The following is an 18,236-nucleotide window of genomic DNA, read 5'->3' on the forward strand; positions in this document are numbered from 1 at the left end:
TAGAAAAAAAAGAGGTTGGAGAAGGAAACGTTAACAAAATTAGGGCTGTATTTAGCAAAGAAGTCTGTAAATAAGGCTGACGTGGCAAGGAAAACGAAATTAAGTACTTATAGACTTAGTCAACTCTCTATCAATCCAAAGTCTCATCTTAGAGTCGATGAACTCTATTTAATTGCCCTGGCCATTGAAGCTGATCCAGGTGAATTGTTAGCCACTATTTGCAAGGATGTGAAATTGCCAGCTGGTAGCAAATAAGGTTAGTAAATGGCTTATAGAAATTGGAGAATTTCTATAATAATTCTTAAGGTTGAATTTATATTTATTCGATCAATCTCAATTTGAGTAATATTGTAATTCACGTATATAAGTTGAGATTTGGTTTACTCATTTCTCGCTGCTCGATAAGCCCATTCTACCAACTGCCGAATGGCATCCATAATCTCTTTTTGCCCTTCTGTGCTCTTTACATCCATACCGCACATAATATTGCCATTATATATCGTATGTAGATTGGCATAATAAATCCCGCCTAAAAGTAGCGCGCTGATGGGTTTAAACTTCACATCCGTTCCTTTAAAATGTTCTTCTGCCAGCTCCAGAATAGGTTGGCCCTGTAGTTCCCGTGCATTATGTATACTTCTCATCATCGCACTATCGCCCGATAGCTCCCATAAGATCAAGTGCTGCATTTCGGTGTCAGTTGCAAAGTATTGCCATTGTTTTTGAAGAATATCGATAATCAGACCTTTGCTGGTTTCATGGTTGCTTTTACTTACTTCTTCTTTTATCTTTTCGGCAAACTTCATCCAATAATCCCGCTGGATAATGTAATCCTCCAATAACCTGTCAATGTTTTTGGTGAAGTATTGGTAAATCAGGCTTCTGTCAACTCCCGCCTTTTTGGCAATATGTGCAATCTTTAATCCTTTTCGACCCTGCGTTTTAAAGATTTCGCCTACAGCATTGATTATTTTTTGTTTGGTTTCGTCTTTATCTTTCATTTTCTTACTATTAATAATTTATAGTGTGCGATTCCTAATTTTTCGATTCCGAAAAAAGAAATCATCGTTGCGATTTCAGCAAAATACAAGTTCTTATTAATTTCCAATTTTCTAACTACCAGTCCATTACATACTTTACATACTCTGTTTTTTAAAAAAAGAAGCATTTCACTTCTTGTAACACCAAACTGCCCACGAAGCCCCCGCTATCTTACCCTTTTGTGCATTACCCTTTCTTATCGTGCAACTTTAGATTCGACATTAACATAGAAATCTTCACGAGCGCTAATGTTTAAGTGTTTTAATATTTAATACAGCCTCTGATAAATCGGGAGAACTCACAGTAAGTTTAATATCACTTGCATTGTGCATACTTCTGATAACAACCATCGCACGCCCGTGCCACGTTTTGTGGGTATCCCCTACATATGAGTCTGTATCTTTCATATCCGCGTTGACTACTCCTGCAATCGTACCGGAGCCTTCAATTTTAAAAACAAGGTGGTTCACTGCATTCGGTTGCAATATGCCCGCCTTGTCTGTTATCTCAATAGTAACGTAGCACAAATCCTGTCCGTCAGCTGTTATTTCTTTTCGATCAGCAGCCAATTTGATTTTTGCAGCATCTCCGGCAGTTTGCAAAACGGTAGTTTCCATTTCCTTACCATTATCCACACCAACTGCTTTTAGCTGACCCGGTGAATAGGGCACAGCAAATTCAGCTTTATGTTCCTGTTCTACAGTCGTTGGTTTTTCACCGATGAGTTTGTCATTGAGGTAAAGACGTACCTTGGGATATTTTGAATAAACTTCTACATTGATGTCCTTCCCAATATAATCAGGCCAGGTCCAGCTTTCCCAGGTGGGCCATACTGCCCACCATGTTGTTTTAATCTTTAGGGAATCCGACTCGGGTTCACGAACAGCCAGGTAAAGCTTCTCGTTATTATTGTATAACAGGTTACGGTAGTGCGAAATGGGTTTCCTCCAGCCTGTTAAGTCAATATCACCACAATAAGCGCCGTGCCACGGAAAAAGATCATGTTCCCAGTGCTCACCTGGTACATCGCCTGAATAATACCAACGGCCTATTCCTGATTCACCAAGATAATCCATAGCCGTCCAAACAAAATCTCCAATAACATAATTGTTGTTTGTTACCAGCTTCCAATTGGCAAAAGCATCCTTGGGATACGATTCTGTTTGAACGATCATCCGTGAAGGCACCCGCTGATGATCGGCAGGCGCGTTCCATAAATGATAATTATAACCGGCTACGTCATGGGCTGCGATAAGCGAATCCATAATTGCCCAGTCTTTCCCATTTTCCACCACCGCGGATGTTACCGGACGGCCGGTATCTATTTTCTTTATCGCATTTGTAAGCATTTTGGCTGTTTGTACAGCCTCTGGTGTACCTCTTTCTACAATTTCATTGCCAATACTCCACATCATAATTGAGGGGTGGTTGCGATCCCGCAAAACCATCGCATCTAAATCGCGTTTCCACCATTGGTTAAAATATTGAGCATAATCGTGTTTGTTTTTCCCAACTTTCCAACAATCAAACGATTCATCAACAACCAACAGGCCCAAGCTGTCGCAAGCATTTAAAAAAGCTTCAGAAGGGGGATTGTGAGAAGTTCTTACGGCGTTAAACCCCGCTGCTTTTAACAGCTCAACCTTGCGTTCCTCGGCCCGGTCAAAAGCAGCAGCGCCCAGGCAACCGTTGTCATGGTGTACACATCCGCCGTTCAGTTTTATTGTTTTCCCGTTAAGCTGAAACCCATTTTCAGGCGTAAATTTGATGGAACGCATTCCAAAACTCATTTCAGTTTTGTCAACTACATTTTTATTTCGTAAGATAGATATTTGGGCATCATATAAACGCGGTGTTTCCGTCGTCCATTGCAAAGGATCCGCTACGATTATGGTTTGAGCAATTTCTTTCTCACTGTTGGCAGCCAGGTTAACCTTTATTTGATCATTTCCTGCATTTTTAGAATTTGCGTCTTTTAACCAGGTACTGAGAACAATAGTTTGAGGCAAACCACTTTCGTTTTTTACTAATGTTTTAATTTGAACGGTTGCTTTTTTTGGAGACACCTCGGGAGTTGTGATCGATACGCCCCATTCGGCTATGTGTACAACATCGGTAGCTATCATCCAAACATGACGATAGATCCCGGAACCGCTGTACCACCTGCTGTTTATTTGTTGCGAATTATCTACCCGTACCGCTATCACATTTTCGTTATTTAAATCCAGATAAGGTGAAAGGTCATAACTAAACGATGAGTAACCATAAGGGTAAATCCCCAGTGATTTTCCATTAATGAAAACTTCAGAATTCATATAAACCCCTTCAAAATAAACGGAAACTTTTTTTCCCTTCCATTCAACGGGAGCCTTAAAAGTTTTCCGGTACCAGCCAATCCCGGCAGGGAAATATCCGCCGGCTCCCCCTGTTGGGTTTTTCGGACTTATTTTCCCTTCAATACTCCAGTCGTGTGGTAAATCAAGGCCCCGCCAGGCCGCATCATTAAAATGTGTTTCTTTTGCAGAGGCTGTATCTCCCAAAAAAAACTTCCACTTATAGTCGAATAGTTGTTTTCGTTCCGTTTTTCTGGGATTTTGAGCCCGACATACACTATTGCCTGCTAAAAGCAGCAAAGCTGTTAGTACGGTAATAACATGCCCGCTGCTGTAAATATTATTTATTTTCATAATGATCTTTAATTTGGAAGCAAGAGGGTTTGATCTTATTGAACTTTGATAACAACCTCATCTTCTTTAGTGGCATCAGAAACAGCTTTTAACCGGATTTCCCCAACCCGTTTATCTGATTGGACCAGCACCAAACAATACCCGTTAAAAGCCATGCGCTGGCTGGCTTTATCCGGTTCATGGCTACTGGGGTCACCATTACCTGTACCAATTATTCTTCCTGGGCCCTCGATTGAAAACTTCACCAGGTTGGCGGCTGTAGGAACAACCCTTCCTTTAGCATCTTTGATAGCTACCTGAATAACAGCCACATCGGTGCCGTCGGCTTTAAGTATGCTGCAATCGCTCTTCAAGGCCAGTTGCGCGGGCTCTGTTGTTGTCTCAACAATATCTTGAGCTACTAACTTTCCCTTCTTATATCCCCTGGCTTCGAGTTTGCCCGGCTTGTATAAAAGCTTCCATATGAGTTTGGTATAAGGAACAGCTGTTTGCCTGCCTATTTTTTTCCCGTTGAGGAACAGTTCTACCTCGTCGCAGTTGGTGTAACAATGTACCTGTATGCTGTCTCCTTCTTTGCCCGGCCAATTCCAATGTGGGAAAATATGAACTACCGGCTCCTTTGTCCAGGCCGCTTTATAAGCGTAATACCCATCTTTGGGAAAGCCGCATATATCCATAAATCCAAAATGAGATGTAACGCATGGCCATCGGTATGGAGTAGGTTCACCACGGTAGTCAAATCCTGTCCATACAAACAAGCCCCCGAGATAGGGATATTTAACAATGTCCGCCCAGTCTTCGCCGGGCAATGGCCCCCAACCTGGCTGCCATAATCCCAGATTTGAAACATAACCTTTTCCCCAATCGTTCTGATACTCTCCGCGGGTTGAAATGAAACTTGTAGATTCTGTACAAAACTCAACCCGGTTTGGGTATTTTTCATGGTCTTTCACGTAAGCCATTCCCTTATCTCCGTAGTTATATCCCACAACATCCAAAACATCGCTATACCCGCCTTCGTTCCGCCCGTGATTCATGGCGGCTGTCACCGGACGGGTAGGATCGATTTTATGGGTAATATCAACCAGTGTTTTAAGTATTCTCGCCCCGGTTACCGTCCCTTGTATCCATTCCTCATTTTCCATACTCCACATAAATATCGACGGATGGTTGCGATCCCGGTATAACATGGCCGTCAAATCCTTTACCCCCTCTTCAGAACTCGACAACATACGGTTTTCGTCCAGCACAAGCATTCCCAGGCTATCACACATATCCAGCAGCTCCGGAGTGGGAGGATGATGGGAACACCTATAAGCGTTACTGCCCATTTCTTTAAGCAGCTTTAATTTGTATTTGTTTATTTTATCGGGAAGGGCTACGCCAATACCAGCAAAATCCTGATGGTTACAGGTACCCTTCACAGGATAAAGTTTGCCATTCAGAAATACCCCATTACGGTTTATTTCAACTGTCCTAACCCCAAAAGTGGTTTGGTAATTGTCAATGATAATACCGTTTTCAGAAACTTCAGTTAGTACCTTGTAAAGATTGGGCGTTTCGGGTGTCCAAAGCAAGGGCTTTTGAATAGCTCCATTTTGCGAAACCTCGGCTGTACTCAATGGCTCAACTACCTGAGACGAAGTTTTTGTGTCAAGTACAACTCCTTTATTATCGACAATTTTAGAGACGAGCGTAATGTTTTTAACTACGCCGTATTCATTTTTAATAGTGGTTTTTACGTTTACCGCTGCTTTATCCGCCGAAACTGAAGGTGTAGTAATATAAGTACCAAATCGGTCGACATGCAGCCTGTCGGTTTTATTGAGCCAAACATGCCGGTAAATTCCACTGCCTTCATACCACCAGCCTTCATATTCCGTAGCGTCAACCTTTACCAGGATTACATTTTTGCCTTCGTTACCGTAACGCAAAACATCAGTTAAATCATAGTTTGATGGGGTGTAACCGCTTTGGTGATTGCCTAAAAGCTGACCATTGACCCAAACGGTACTGTTCCTGAAAACACCATCAAATTCGATAGTTATTTTTTTTCCTTTATCGGTTTCGGGTATTTCAAACTCTTTCCTATAAAAACCAATGCCACCGGGCAAATATCCGCTGACAGCTGGCGAACTCCCGATTGAATTATCGTTAACAAAAGTTCCCTCTACACACCAATCATGCGGAAGATTTACTTCCCGCCAATCTGCAGGTTTAAACGTAGCTGCTTTATCAACATCGGTATAAGCAATTACAGCTTCTTTATTTGTTTCAACTTTAACATTAACATCTGTTAAACCTCCATAACCAGCGGCTTTTACAGCCCGTTTTATGGCTATATCGCCTTTGTGAAACAGCCAGTTAAAGTCAAAATTTTCTCTTTGCCTTTTAGAGCCGGGCGTTGATCTGCCCTGGCCGGTTGCATTTACGGCTAATAAAACCGCAAACAAGAGAGCTATTCCCCGCAGTAGCATATTAAATAATTGATTATTAATTTGATTATGTGTATTCATCATTTAAATGGATAACCGGCTCCTCAAATGCCGGATAATAATATTAGGGCTGGCTTGTAATCACATCAACTTCGGCGTATCCTGTATTATCGTTGCCTTCTGTATTTTTCAAAGCCCTCAATTTAATGTAGCGTGCCTTTACAGCCGCAAAGTTTTTAATTTGCATCAAGGGATTGTTTTTTATATTGGAAAACTCTCCTTCATCAACCAGTTTCCATTCTTTATTGTCGATTGATACATGAAATTGATAGTTGGTAATAATGCCGGGGCCCCATAAACCGGGGTCGGGCAAATACCTGAAACCAGACAAGCTTTCTTCTTTTCCCAGGTCGATCACCAAATCAACCGGCATTTTTACATCCTTGCCCTGGTGCCATACTGTAGCAGGATCTCCATCTAAAACTGCGTTAGCCTTTTCATCGCTGATTCCTAAAATTCTCCAATCCTTGCGGGACAAGTCAAATTTCTCCTCAACTTCGGGGCTGCTTTTGCCTGTGGTTGGGTCGCCGGCAATCGCCTTCACATCTAATTTCCCATCTGTTTGAAACGGTCCGTCATATTTTTTTGAAGCCGTGGTGGGCGCACTCCCATCCAATGTGTAGTAAACTACCGATTCTTTATCTGCCGGGGTTATAATTATTTTGCCGGATTGATCCCTAATGATAGAAGGCGCGGTCAGAATTTGCGGTGTATCATAAATACCAATATTGGAAATAACAATACAACTTTTTGAATCCTTGATATTTAATCGCACCCTGGTAGCTTTCACGCTCGGAAAAGTAAGAATGCGCTTGTACCCAATGGTTGTTGCATTAGCTACTTCTTTCCAGTTATTATCAACAAGGGCTTCAACCGTGAATGCTTTCACCCGTTGGCCCAACGGGATATACTCCTGTACCAAAAAACGGTTGAAGGTAACGGGCTTACCTAAATCGATGGTCAGCGAAGCGGCTTTTAAATTGTCGTCTGTCGCCCAATAAGTATTTTTGTCGCCATCAACAGCTTTGTCGGCGCCAAATTCTTTACTACTGCCGCGAACGTTGGAAGCTGTTATTTTTTTCATTTTAGCCAGATCGACAGCAAATGCATCCCTAACTGCTTTGCCAAATTCCAGGGCTGTTTTTTCGTCTCGTTGGTTAATTAAACCATTGGGCATAATAGGGAAGTTAAGCAGGAAAGTAGCATTACGGCCAACAGAGTGATAGTAAGTATCCATTAGCTGAGGTAATGTTTTCACCTTAGTATCTTCACCAGGATGATAAAACCACTCTGGCCTGATAGATGTATTTACTTCAGACGGAACCCAGGCATTACCATTTTCTAAACCATAATGTAACATATTCCAGGTCACTTCGCCGGTAGCATTGAGTAAACTCCAATTAGTCTCGCCTACATAACCCGCTTCGGTTCCTACCCATCGAAGATCGCCCCTGTCGCCGCCATCATTCCAGATTACACATTGCGGTTGCAGCTTATGGATAAGCGCATAAGTATTTTTCCAGTCATAGTAAGTAGTCCGGTCAATGGTCCGGGTTTCATTAGCGCCGCCGTAATAGCCCGATCCTCCGTTAGCACCATCAAACCATACCTCAAAAATGGGCCCATAATTAGTGAGCAGTTCAGTGAGCTGATTCCTGAAATAGGTAATGTATTCGGGTTTACCATAATCCGGATTATTTCTGTCCCAGGGCGATAAATAAATGCCCAATTTTAAACCATATTCTTTACAGGCAGCGGCCATTTCCCTCACCACATCACCTTTACCATTTTTCCATGGCGAATTTTTTACTGAATACGCAGTGTATTTTGATGGCCAAAGGCAAAAGCCGCAATGATGTTTAGCGGTAATAATGATGCCTTTCATACCCGCCTCTTTACAAGTCCGCGCCCACTGACGGCAATCCAGGTCCTTTGGATTGAACAAATTCACATCTTCATTACCAAATCCCCAGGATTGATCTGTATAAGTATTTAATGAAAAATGCACAAATGCATACGATTCCATTTGTTGTACACGCAGTTGGTTACTGGTTGGTACCGGACCAAATGGCTTAGGCGCGCTGGTTTGAGCGCTGCAAAATATTATAGGGCATAAAGAAAAAACAACACCCCAAAAAAAAGTTCTGTTTATAAAAGTCATATTATTGCATTTTTACTTCAATCTTTTGCTTCAATTGCTGTTGGTTACGAAAAACTACTATTTCGGTATTTTTCCCTGTAACCGTATTCAGGGCTTCCTGCAAATCTTTAAGGTTGCCCACCGGCCTGCCGTTGAAAGCCAATATTACATCGTTGGCCTGAAGGAATCCCGATGCCGCCGATTTGCGGGCAACCGAAATAACCAACACGCCTCTTATCTTGTCCATACCGGTTGCCGATTGCTCACCGGCTGTTTGCAGGTCTTTTACCCGCGCACCCATGAAATTTGTTGTATTATCTTCCTTTGACCTATTAACTTCTAAAACCTGCGGAAAAGGCACTTTTTTTGCAATGGCTTTTAACTGCACAGAAACCACACCGAAACTATCCATCGCGAAATTTCTGAAGCCGGCTGACATAGCGACGGCCCCGTTTTTTACCCGATAATCTCCTTTTTCAGGATTTTCAAAAATCAAAGGGCCAGATACAGAATGTACATCAGTGCCGCGGGACCGGGCTTCAGCCAGTGAAACCGAATCGGGAAAAGCGTTATAATCAACTTCTTTCCCCCAGGCAGCAATACCTATAGGCAGGTACCCCGCGCCAACAATGTTATGACGAAACACATCGCCGCTATTTTTAAACCATACATGCGGGTGAAAAGTATTATTAACCATAATATTGTTTTCAACAATACGGTTTACGCCTTCCCGTAACTTGATACCTCCGTTTAAACACAGGTTATTGTAAATAAAGTAATTGCTTGATCCGTCGTCCAGATCAATATCCCAACCGTGATCGCAGCGAAACCTGTTATTACGAAGAATGATGGGTTTCGTAACATCAAGGAGTGCTAAACCCGGGTTTTCGGCGACAATTGAATCAAGCTTCTTTTTATCAGCCTGCCAGTAACGGTCGCGGCCCCATGAATTAAAAGAACCATGGTCTCCGGTTTCCTTTACAGTGTTAAACACATCATTATATTCAATGATATGCCCTCCCCATGTTCCTTCGCTTACATTTATGCCTGCGCGGGGCACATCGTAAATGGTATTATGACTTACTGTGATATCCTGGCACATAGATAGCTCCACCCCTGCAGATTGTTTTTCCACATATCCGAGGTTAAACATCAGGTTGTCATAAACTTTACAGTCTTTAGGGTAATTGCCTGTTTTAGGACCGGGTGTAAGATCAATTTTAGCCGGCGGTATGAACTCGTTATATTCAAAACTGGGTGAACGTACCGCATCCGGATCGCCGACAAAACAAATGCCGCTTGCGCCAATTTCGGAAATAAAGCACCCGGAAACCTGGCAATCGCGGTTGAATTTACTGAAAAACACAGCGTTGCTGCCCAAATTATGCAGAACGCAGTTTTGGAGGCGGCAATGTACCGCACCTTCGTACAATACCGCACCGCCCCGGTAAATGGTCCAGTCACTGCGCAACAAGGGCTCTTTGTTTTGCATAAAAGTACGTACCGTTTGGGTTAATGTAATGCCCGAGATGGTAATGTTTTTAACCGGCGCTTCTGCCGTGCCCCTAAATTCAAATAAATGGGCAACCTGCGGAGTTTCAAACCTTGCAGTCTTTAAATCAAGGCCTTTAGCCGGGTAATAATATAGGATTTTAGCTTTTTTATCGTAATACCATTCGTTAACCGTGTCAAGCTCTTCAAAAACATTCTCTGTGTAACGATATTTTTCGTGCATGCCCGAACGCCGGTTATTTTGCCAGCCTCCTTCCAATATGGGTTGACCGCTGCTGTCTTTCCCGGTGATGATATAGTGAAAATCGCCCCACTTTGCACTGTGCAAGGCATGCACATATCCACCCGCTGGGGATTTCCACCTTGCAGCCCGCTCTTTACCGATGGCATCTGCTGCCGTACCGCCAAGAAACTGCGCCGAAGGATCAAAGTTTGGGTAACGGGCCATCTGCTGCAATTTTCCATTCACAAACAGTTCATCAAAAACAAGGTCATGATCAATCTTAGCCTGCCAGATGCCATTTTTATATATCGTCCAGTTTAACTTGCCTAAGCGGGTGCCGCCGCTTACAATAACCTGCTGATGGTCGACACTGGTTAAAGTAAGCGGTTCATTATCTTCCCTGGAGTCGGCGGCAGTAAACGCCACGGGGTTGTTTAAGTAATATGTACCTCCGTAAATCCTGATAAAAACAGCTCCCCTAATTTTCCGAGCCCTGGTCACCGCGTTGGCTATGGAAGCAAAGGGTTTGTTTTGGGTACCGGGGTTAGCATCGTTTCCGTTGACGGAAACATATAAATTTGTTTGTGCATTACCATTAGCTGACCACAGGAGGCCGGCAAATAAAAGTGCTGTTTTGATTAAGTTTTTAACTTTCTGCATTTATACTAAATCTATTTTATTTCTATAAACTCAGGTTCGTATGGTGCAATGGTAAAATTGCCGGTATAACTTTTATCAAAAAGAATACTCTGCGATTTCACGCTCATTGGTATTTCTTTTGCTACCCCGGTCACGTTCAAGTATAAAAAATGATTCTTGTCAATTTGCCTTGCCATGACGCCCGCAGGCACCTGTGGTCCTTTTTTGATTCCCAGTTCATCTATCAGGTTGTCGAGCAATGGACCTAACACCCCATCGCTTGCAGGCAAACCAACATAAATTGCCCTGCCTTTGCCGTATTTGTTAGAAGTGATAATCGGATAATCTTTATCCAGGCTGGTTATGCTTCCGAGAATTTCAGCTCCTTTGGATTCGATAACGTCATATCTGGCCGATTCAGCTCCGATAGTTTTCCCTTTATAATCTAATTCAATTTTTTTGCCTTTCAACGATTTACGGGATATTTCGTTCATCGTTTCTGTCTCTTCGTAACTTGCTACGCGTATGCCAAACACATCGTTTAAACGCCCGGGGCGGGTGGATGCAAATACTTTCCCGGTTTCGTCAACCACGGCAGAATTACTTGTCATAACAACGGTACCGCCATTCTTTACAAAGTCCCGGATCTTATTGGCAGTTATTTCATCCATCACTGTTACGCCGGGAACAAACAATAATTTATACTTTAACAAACTTTTACTGATCTCCAGGATACGGGAATCCATATTACGGTAATGAAATAAATTCCAGCAACTCTGTAGCTGTTGGTCCTGTGCCTCGGGAAAGGAACTGCTGGCTATCTGACTTGGAAAGGAGAATGCCAAACCAACTTCCGGGCTGGGCTTATATGGAAAGTATTTTTCGATCTTTTTAAATTCGGCGGCTATCTTTTTATATTCTTCATATTTACGGTTAGGTACTCCGTCCCAATCAAGCATCCCTTCCAGGTATTGTTCTTCGCCAGACCACATACTTTGCCAGGTCCAGCCGCATACCATTTGATTGCCATACATCAGCGTGGCATAAGCCGATTTTCTTATCGAATTCGGCACAGCCGTCATTGTCGTAAACTCGCTACACCAGAATGGGTTGGTACTTTCAAACTGGTTACGTGAAATTACAAAATTGGCATTCATCACTCCCCAATTGGTCGTTAATGAATTCCCCGGGTAGTAGCCGCAACCTTCGCGGGCCATTTTCCCCGAATAAGCTATTTCAGAATAATCAAAATACCTCATCCAGCTAAAGTACCAGGCATTGGTGTTGGTAAGTACGCCAGGGGCATTGGTATTAACCCTGTCGATTACCTTGAATAAGATCTGGTTAACTTCGTCTGAAATAAAACGCCTGAAATCTAAAATTTTCTCCGGAGCGCCGTTTTTTTCGCCGGTTACGGGTAGCCCTACTTCATCAAATTCGTTTATCCGTCGTGACCAGCGTTGTGTAGCCCAGGCTTTGTTAAAATTATCAATGGTACCATATTTCTTCGTTAACCAAACAACAAATCTTTTTCTTACCGTTTCTGAATAAGAAATAGGGCCGTCGCCGGGTTCATTATCAACCCCAAAAGCTAAGAGCGCCGGGTGTTTAGCATAATGCTTGGTAAGTGTATCCGCATAACGTACAGCATATTTTTGATACATCGGGTCACCTACATCATCCATGTAACGATGGTTTGGATATTGCGCGATGCCACCCGGACTGGTAACATCAATTGAGGAGTACTTATGGTGCAGCCAAATAGGTGCCGGACGAATAGCGATATCAAGAATCACCTTGATTCCTGCTTTATTCATCATGTCCATTACGCCATCAAACCATTGAAAATCGAACTTGCCTTCAGATGGTTCATAACTGTCCCAGGCGAGGTGTCCCATCCTAACTACCTTGAATCCGGCAGCCTTCATTAACATGATGTCTTTTTTTATTTTGTCCGGATTTTTATCATCATGTGGATGATAGTTTGTGCCGACGTACAGTACCTGAGCCTTAGCAGACAATACCGACAGCAAGAGCGTGGAGCATATTAAAAGCTTTTTTATTTTTATTTTCATAGTTTACAGCGGTTCTAAGGATTTCCGTACCTGGGCGAAATCGCTCCGAGGCTTTCAATGAATCCTTATATTATTTAATTAATCGAAATTTATATAACTGTTAAATATTACGTAATGAGTTACCTGGCTAATACGGAAATCAGGCAGATTCAACTCAGTTTTGATTCCTAATATTTTCATTGCTCAGTGTTTAATCAGGTTCATCATTATTACATCATTCTCCCGGATATCAAGCTCCTGGGAATACATGGAATTTGGTTTTATTTCAATTTGCCGTTTGACAACAGGCGAGCCATTTTGTACTTTTAGCTTTTCAACCTGTTGCCTGTTTAGCTGATTTGGCCTGCCCATATCCACATAGCTTGTGTATGCATCGTTCATCCTGTAACCTACTTTATATATTTCCATGGTATATTTTCCGGTAGGTACATGCGATAGATTGACCTTTACTTTCCCTTTTGATTTGGCGGGCAAATCTTTAATATAATAAGATTGGTTATTCACAGAATCAGGCAGTGTGTAGGTGTAATCCCACAATAATACCTGGATATCCCCTTTATCATTTTTGCAAACCCACGAACGTTTGTCGGTATTGGCTAACTCGGTTCCCCCCAGTTTATTCAAGAATTTATAGGAGTAAAAGGCCGGCTTATTTATGCCCTGGATATTGAGCAAACCAAAACCTCCGTGAAAAGGTGTATATCGTGGCCCCGGCTCTTCAAACACATCAGTAAAAACCCAGTACGACATCGAGTTGGCCGCATTACCAACCTGCTTCAGTTTTTCCAGGATATAGGCTGCTTCCTGATAGCTATCATGTACAGGATCTGCAGGAGTGTACGATGCGCTCCATTCTGTATAATGCAGTTCCAGGCCTGGTATTGCTGATTGAGCAATTTGTTTATGTGTATTCAAAACGTCACCGCTAACTGCCAGCGAATCTTTGCTTAATACCGTTCCCGAATTACCGTATTCATCCAGGAAGCCTTGTTTTACACCATAAGAGTGGGTACTAACGAAGTCTATCGGGATGTTATTTTTGCTACAATGGTTTATCATCTCGGGAACCCAGGCTGCACCGGCCGTAGCCGGACCGCCTACTTTATATCCTGGGTTTACAGCCTTAACCGCCTTTACTGAATAATCATACAGCTTGAAATAATCGTCCTGCGTACCCGTCCAGAAACCCGGAGATAAGTTAGGTTCATTCCATACTTCAAAATACCAGGTCTTTACTTCATCGGCTCCGTACCGTTCTGTAAAATGCTGAACAAGGTTGCGGATAAGTGCTTGCCATTTGTTATAATCTTTGGGTGGTGTAACATTGCCGCGCCACCAAAAAATTGTCTGATTGCCGCTTGCCAGCGCGTTGGGCATAAAACCCAGTTCTACGAAAGGCTTCATTCCTATTTTATGCAGAAAGTCAAATAACACATCTACATACATATAGTTATACTGAGGATTTCCCTTAGCATCTTCGGTATATACGGCCATGTCATCTGTGAGTAATCCATGCATCCGGATATATTCAAACCCGCATTGCTTTTTAACATACGCCAACTGTTGCTGCCAGTCGGCACGCAACCCTTCATTTGCCCGGCCGGCGCCTACACATGTTGTAAACATGGTGTTTAGCTTACCCGAGCTTTTGTTAAAATCAACATGGATTGCCCTTTGGCCATTTACATTGGCCAAAAAAACAACCTGAAAAAACGCCATTACCCCAATTATTTTTTTCATTAGTTCTGTATTCTTCATAATTTATTCTGTCCAGACGAGCACTCCCGCTGGTTTTAGTATCCTCTCCCCAATTAAAACTTTTGCATTATCCGGCAGGCTTACAGTGTAATTTTCTGATGAATAATTTAATGCCGTATAAAAACCATCACGCCAGTAAACAAGCACACCGGGAGGATAATCTTCTGTTGTAGCACCGGCATCTGTATAGATCTGTCTCAATAGATCCTTTTCTAATTTGGAATCATCGTTATCTACACCGATATAGGTTACTGTTCCCTTGCCAATTTGGTGTTTTACAACCGCGGCTTTCCCTTTATAAAATTGATTATTATATGTAGCCAGCACCTCAGTGGCATTATCCGGCATGAGTAAATCCGCCCAACTATGCCATGGATAATGATTAGCGTTCAAGAGCAAATCGCCTTTTCCATAAGATGAGAGCATATCTGTTCCATTGATATGTGCCCCTATCAACTTTAAAATCGGCGCGGCAGTTTCGCCCTCCCAAAAATGACCCTGGCGGTCTTTGGTGCCGGTACGGCAGGTGATAATCAAATGCCCGCCTTCTATTACATAGTCATTCCATTTTTTCACCAACGCCGAGTCAACCATTTCATAAGCCGGGACAATTACAAATTTATACTTTGATAGATCTGCTGTTTCCTGGATCACATCAACCGGGGCTCCTAATGACTTTGCGGTTTTAAGGAATTTTACAGGATAATCCCATGTATTCCATTGTCCTGTCTGTTTTTGCCTGTCAATGCTCCAGTAATTTTCTACATTCCACAGAATTGCGGTGGAGCGCGCGGCCAGTTTCGCAGGCATTTTCGTTTCTGGTTTATATTGCTTCCTCAGTTCAGTCACTTCTTTCATGAACTGCATATAATCTTTACCGCCCTGCGAAGGTGTTACACCATCCGTTTGTATCACACCGGCATGATATTGTTCCGCACCATACAGGATCTGGCGAAAGCGATAGGAACAGGCGATCTTCCCGCCTGCCGCAAAGCTATGATATAGCCATAGACGAACTGTACCAGGTAAAAGCAAGGGGTTGTAGCTTCCCCAGTTAACCGGACCGGGCTGGATCTCCATAACCCCTGACACACCGCCCACAGATTTGTAGTATTCTGAAGCAAAAAGAATCACATCGCTGTTACCTAATCGGAAGCCTGATTCACCAATATTATCAGTCCCACCGTTGGGGTATGCAGTGTATGCTGCAAAATCGAGTTTCTTTGTACGTCTGGGATCTGACCCTGTACAAACAGCAGTATAGTTGGTTGTGACAAATTGCCCTTTTGAAATGGAATTGCGCAAAATGCCCGCCTGAAAATCAAGAAATGCTGCCTGGGCATCTGCTGAATATCTTTTAAAATCCAACAGGGCGTGGGGGTTATTGCCCCACCAGCCCACCAAACTCGTATTCGGGATAATTACCTGGTCAAAGCTATTAAACCATTGGCTCCAGAAGGCGGCCCCCCAAGCCGTATTTAACGCATCAATGGTTTGGTACTTATTTTTCAGCCAGGCCCTGAATGCTTCCTGTGATGAGGGACTATAATCGGGAACAGCGCCTGGTTCGTTATCTATTTGCCACCCCATCACATTTTTGTTTTGCCCGTATCGTTTGGCCATTTCTGTCACGATTCTCTTCACATAACCGCGAAATTTCGGATTAACCATCGATTCTAACCCCCGCGTCCCATTCTCCGCACGGATATAATGACCATCCATCACAAATATCTCGGGGTAGTTTATCCGCATCCATGTTGGGGTAGTGGCTGAAGGTGTACACAGCAACACTTTGAGATGATATTTTGCGCAAAGGCCTACCACCCTGTCAAGCCAATTAAAATCGAAGCGTCCCTCCAAGGGCTCTATTTTGAACCAGGCAAATTCAGCCAGGTGAACAAACTCAAAACCCATTTCGGACATTTTTTTGATGTCCCTTTCCCATTGAGCTTCATTCCAATGTTCGGGATAATAATAGATTCCGGTAGTCACCAAATCCTTTTCCGGAAAAAAGTGATTATTGCCCTGTGCTTTTAAGGCTATTGGGAGCATTAAAAAGGTTATAATAACTATGCTTATAAATTTTCTCATTTAAAGTTTCCGCGTTTTGATAGAAGCTGTTTCTGGTTTTTTTTTAAGTTTTAAAGCAACATTATTAATAACAAATACAAGTGCTAATGTCAACACGCTATCAGCAGTACTGACATTACATGGTTTACCCCATTATAACGGCAGCTTTCCTGGTTATTAGCCAACAATAACATGCTGTTTAAATGCGCGTTTCATTCGGCGCCAGCGTTGAGGGCAACAATAGTACGTTGGTCTTTCACCGAATAATTTCGCCTGTCCAATGCCCCTCCTGTGTCCCAAAAAAATGGCAGCATCCCGTTTGCTTTTGCCTGTTTTGTAATATAAGTTAACCAATAATCTACTGCTTCGTCATGTGTTGTCAGATCTAACGGAACATGTGTGCTGCCATTACGCCTGTAAGCGCCATACTCGCCCAGCAAAACGGGGATTCCTTTATCGGCGAACTTTGTCTTCATTTTGCTGAAAGCGGCGTTCACATCTTTTTCTTCGCCCCAACTGGCATTGCGTCCAGGTTCAGTCGCCGAGTGGTGTCCTGTCCCCCAGTAATAAAACATTTTGCCCCAGTCGGCATCCCCGTCCATCAGGCAGAATTGATATGGGGTGTAATAATGCACCTCAACCATCATCCGGGAAGCTACCTGATCCTTCGGAAGAACAGTCATCAGATTATTGGTTTTATCAATATCAGTAGATGGTCCCTGTACTACCAATATCCTATAGCTGTTTCTTCCGCCCGTGGATCGCACCGCATTAACAAAGGTCTGATGATAACTGGCAAGCGTGGCCATCTTTTCCGCATTGTCTGCATTCGGTTCGTTGGCGCTGGCAAACATCAGGTGTTCATCAAAATCGCGCATAGTGGTTGCAATTTGCTCCCAGAGTGCTTTTTGTTTCGCATTAACAGACTCTTTTTTAAGAGCAGTACAATTGTTTTCGAGCCACCCTTCATCCCAATGTATATTAAGTAAAACATACATATCATTTTTCACACAATATCCTATTACTTCTTTAACCCTGTTAAGCCAATTTGTATCTTTGGTTGCTTTGCTCTTATCAACCAAATGGGTCAAATTCCAGGCGCATGGCAAGCGTATGGCATTAAAGCCCTGCTGTTTTACAAATTTTATGTAATCCTCTGTGATGACCGGGCTACCCCAGCCTGTTTCCCCGCCTGGGGCTTCAAAGGTATTGCCGATGTTCCAGCCTAACCTGATTTTTGCGGCCAGCTGTTGAGCATTGCTGTTCATTCCGGTTGTATCAGGAGGCTGAGGCGAGGTGTTATAATTGGGAAATATGGCAGCAGTCTGAGATATCTTCACCATTTTGGCCTGGCCATTTGCAGATCTAATTATTAAAAAAGCTGAACGACCTGACCCAGTGCCGCTTTCTGACAATGTTGTTAGATGAATAACTGCGCTGCCTTTACTTCCCGATGTCGCGCTCAATTTAAGCCAGGACGGTGCTGGATTGGTGATATTCCAACCAGCATTACAATTCAACGAAAAATCCCGGGTGCCGCCTTCGGTGGTAAATGTTATTGCAGACAGGCTAACCGTTAGCTGGGGCATTGCGTTA

General features: G+C 43.0%; 10 protein-coding genes. 1 reads left to right on the forward strand and 9 read right to left on the reverse strand.

Annotated elements, in window-relative coordinates:
- Positions 1–15: 15 nt before the first annotated feature.
- A complete protein-coding gene (locus tag SNE26_RS17595; protein WP_321555228.1) occupies positions 16–255 on the forward strand; it encodes a helix-turn-helix transcriptional regulator in 240 nt (79 codons plus the stop codon).
- A 125-nt stretch (positions 256–380) separates the two neighbouring features.
- Here the strand turns inward: SNE26_RS17595 and SNE26_RS17600 are convergent, their stop codons facing one another.
- From SNE26_RS17600 to SNE26_RS17640, 9 genes are all read right to left on the reverse strand, one after another.
- On the reverse strand, positions 381–1,001 hold the full coding sequence (locus SNE26_RS17600; protein ID WP_321555229.1) for a TetR/AcrR family transcriptional regulator: 621 nt from the start codon (positions 999–1,001) through the stop codon (positions 381–383).
- A gap of 285 nt (positions 1,002–1,286) precedes the next feature.
- Positions 1,287–3,728, reverse strand: coding sequence for a glycoside hydrolase family 2 TIM barrel-domain containing protein (locus SNE26_RS17605; RefSeq protein ID WP_321555230.1), 2,442 nt, complete (start codon positions 3,726–3,728; stop codon positions 1,287–1,289).
- 35 nt (positions 3,729–3,763) lie between these two features.
- The gene (gene galA, locus SNE26_RS17610) at positions 3,764–6,205 is read right to left on the reverse strand and encodes a beta-galactosidase GalA (RefSeq protein WP_321555231.1); all 2,442 of its coding nucleotides are present in this window, start codon (positions 6,203–6,205) and stop codon (positions 3,764–3,766) included.
- 82 nt (positions 6,206–6,287) lie between these two features.
- Positions 6,288–8,384, reverse strand: coding sequence for a discoidin domain-containing protein (locus SNE26_RS17615; protein WP_321555232.1), 2,097 nt, complete (start codon positions 8,382–8,384; stop codon positions 6,288–6,290).
- A 1-nt stretch (position 8,385) separates the two neighbouring features.
- Entirely contained in the window at positions 8,386–10,758 is a 2,373-nt protein-coding gene (locus SNE26_RS17620) for a PDZ domain-containing protein (protein WP_321555233.1), read from the reverse strand.
- 11 nt (positions 10,759–10,769) lie between these two features.
- Positions 10,770–12,812: a beta-galactosidase gene (locus tag SNE26_RS17625; RefSeq protein ID WP_321555234.1), complete on the reverse strand. Its 2,043-nt coding sequence runs from the start codon at positions 12,810–12,812 to the stop codon at positions 10,770–10,772.
- A gap of 183 nt (positions 12,813–12,995) precedes the next feature.
- Entirely contained in the window at positions 12,996–14,552 is a 1,557-nt protein-coding gene (locus tag SNE26_RS17630) for a glycoside hydrolase (RefSeq protein WP_321555235.1), read from the reverse strand.
- A gap of 21 nt (positions 14,553–14,573) precedes the next feature.
- Positions 14,574–16,661, reverse strand: coding sequence for a beta-galactosidase (locus SNE26_RS17635; RefSeq protein WP_321555236.1), 2,088 nt, complete (start codon positions 16,659–16,661; stop codon positions 14,574–14,576).
- A 191-nt stretch (positions 16,662–16,852) separates the two neighbouring features.
- Positions 16,853–18,229: a cellulase family glycosylhydrolase gene (locus SNE26_RS17640; RefSeq protein ID WP_321555237.1), complete on the reverse strand. Its 1,377-nt coding sequence runs from the start codon at positions 18,227–18,229 to the stop codon at positions 16,853–16,855.
- Between the last annotated feature and the right edge of the window lie 7 nt (positions 18,230–18,236).

It is taken from the genome of Mucilaginibacter sp. cycad4 (genome assembly GCF_034263275.1).
In the GTDB taxonomy this organism is placed as follows: Bacteria; Bacteroidota; Bacteroidia; order Sphingobacteriales; family Sphingobacteriaceae; genus Mucilaginibacter.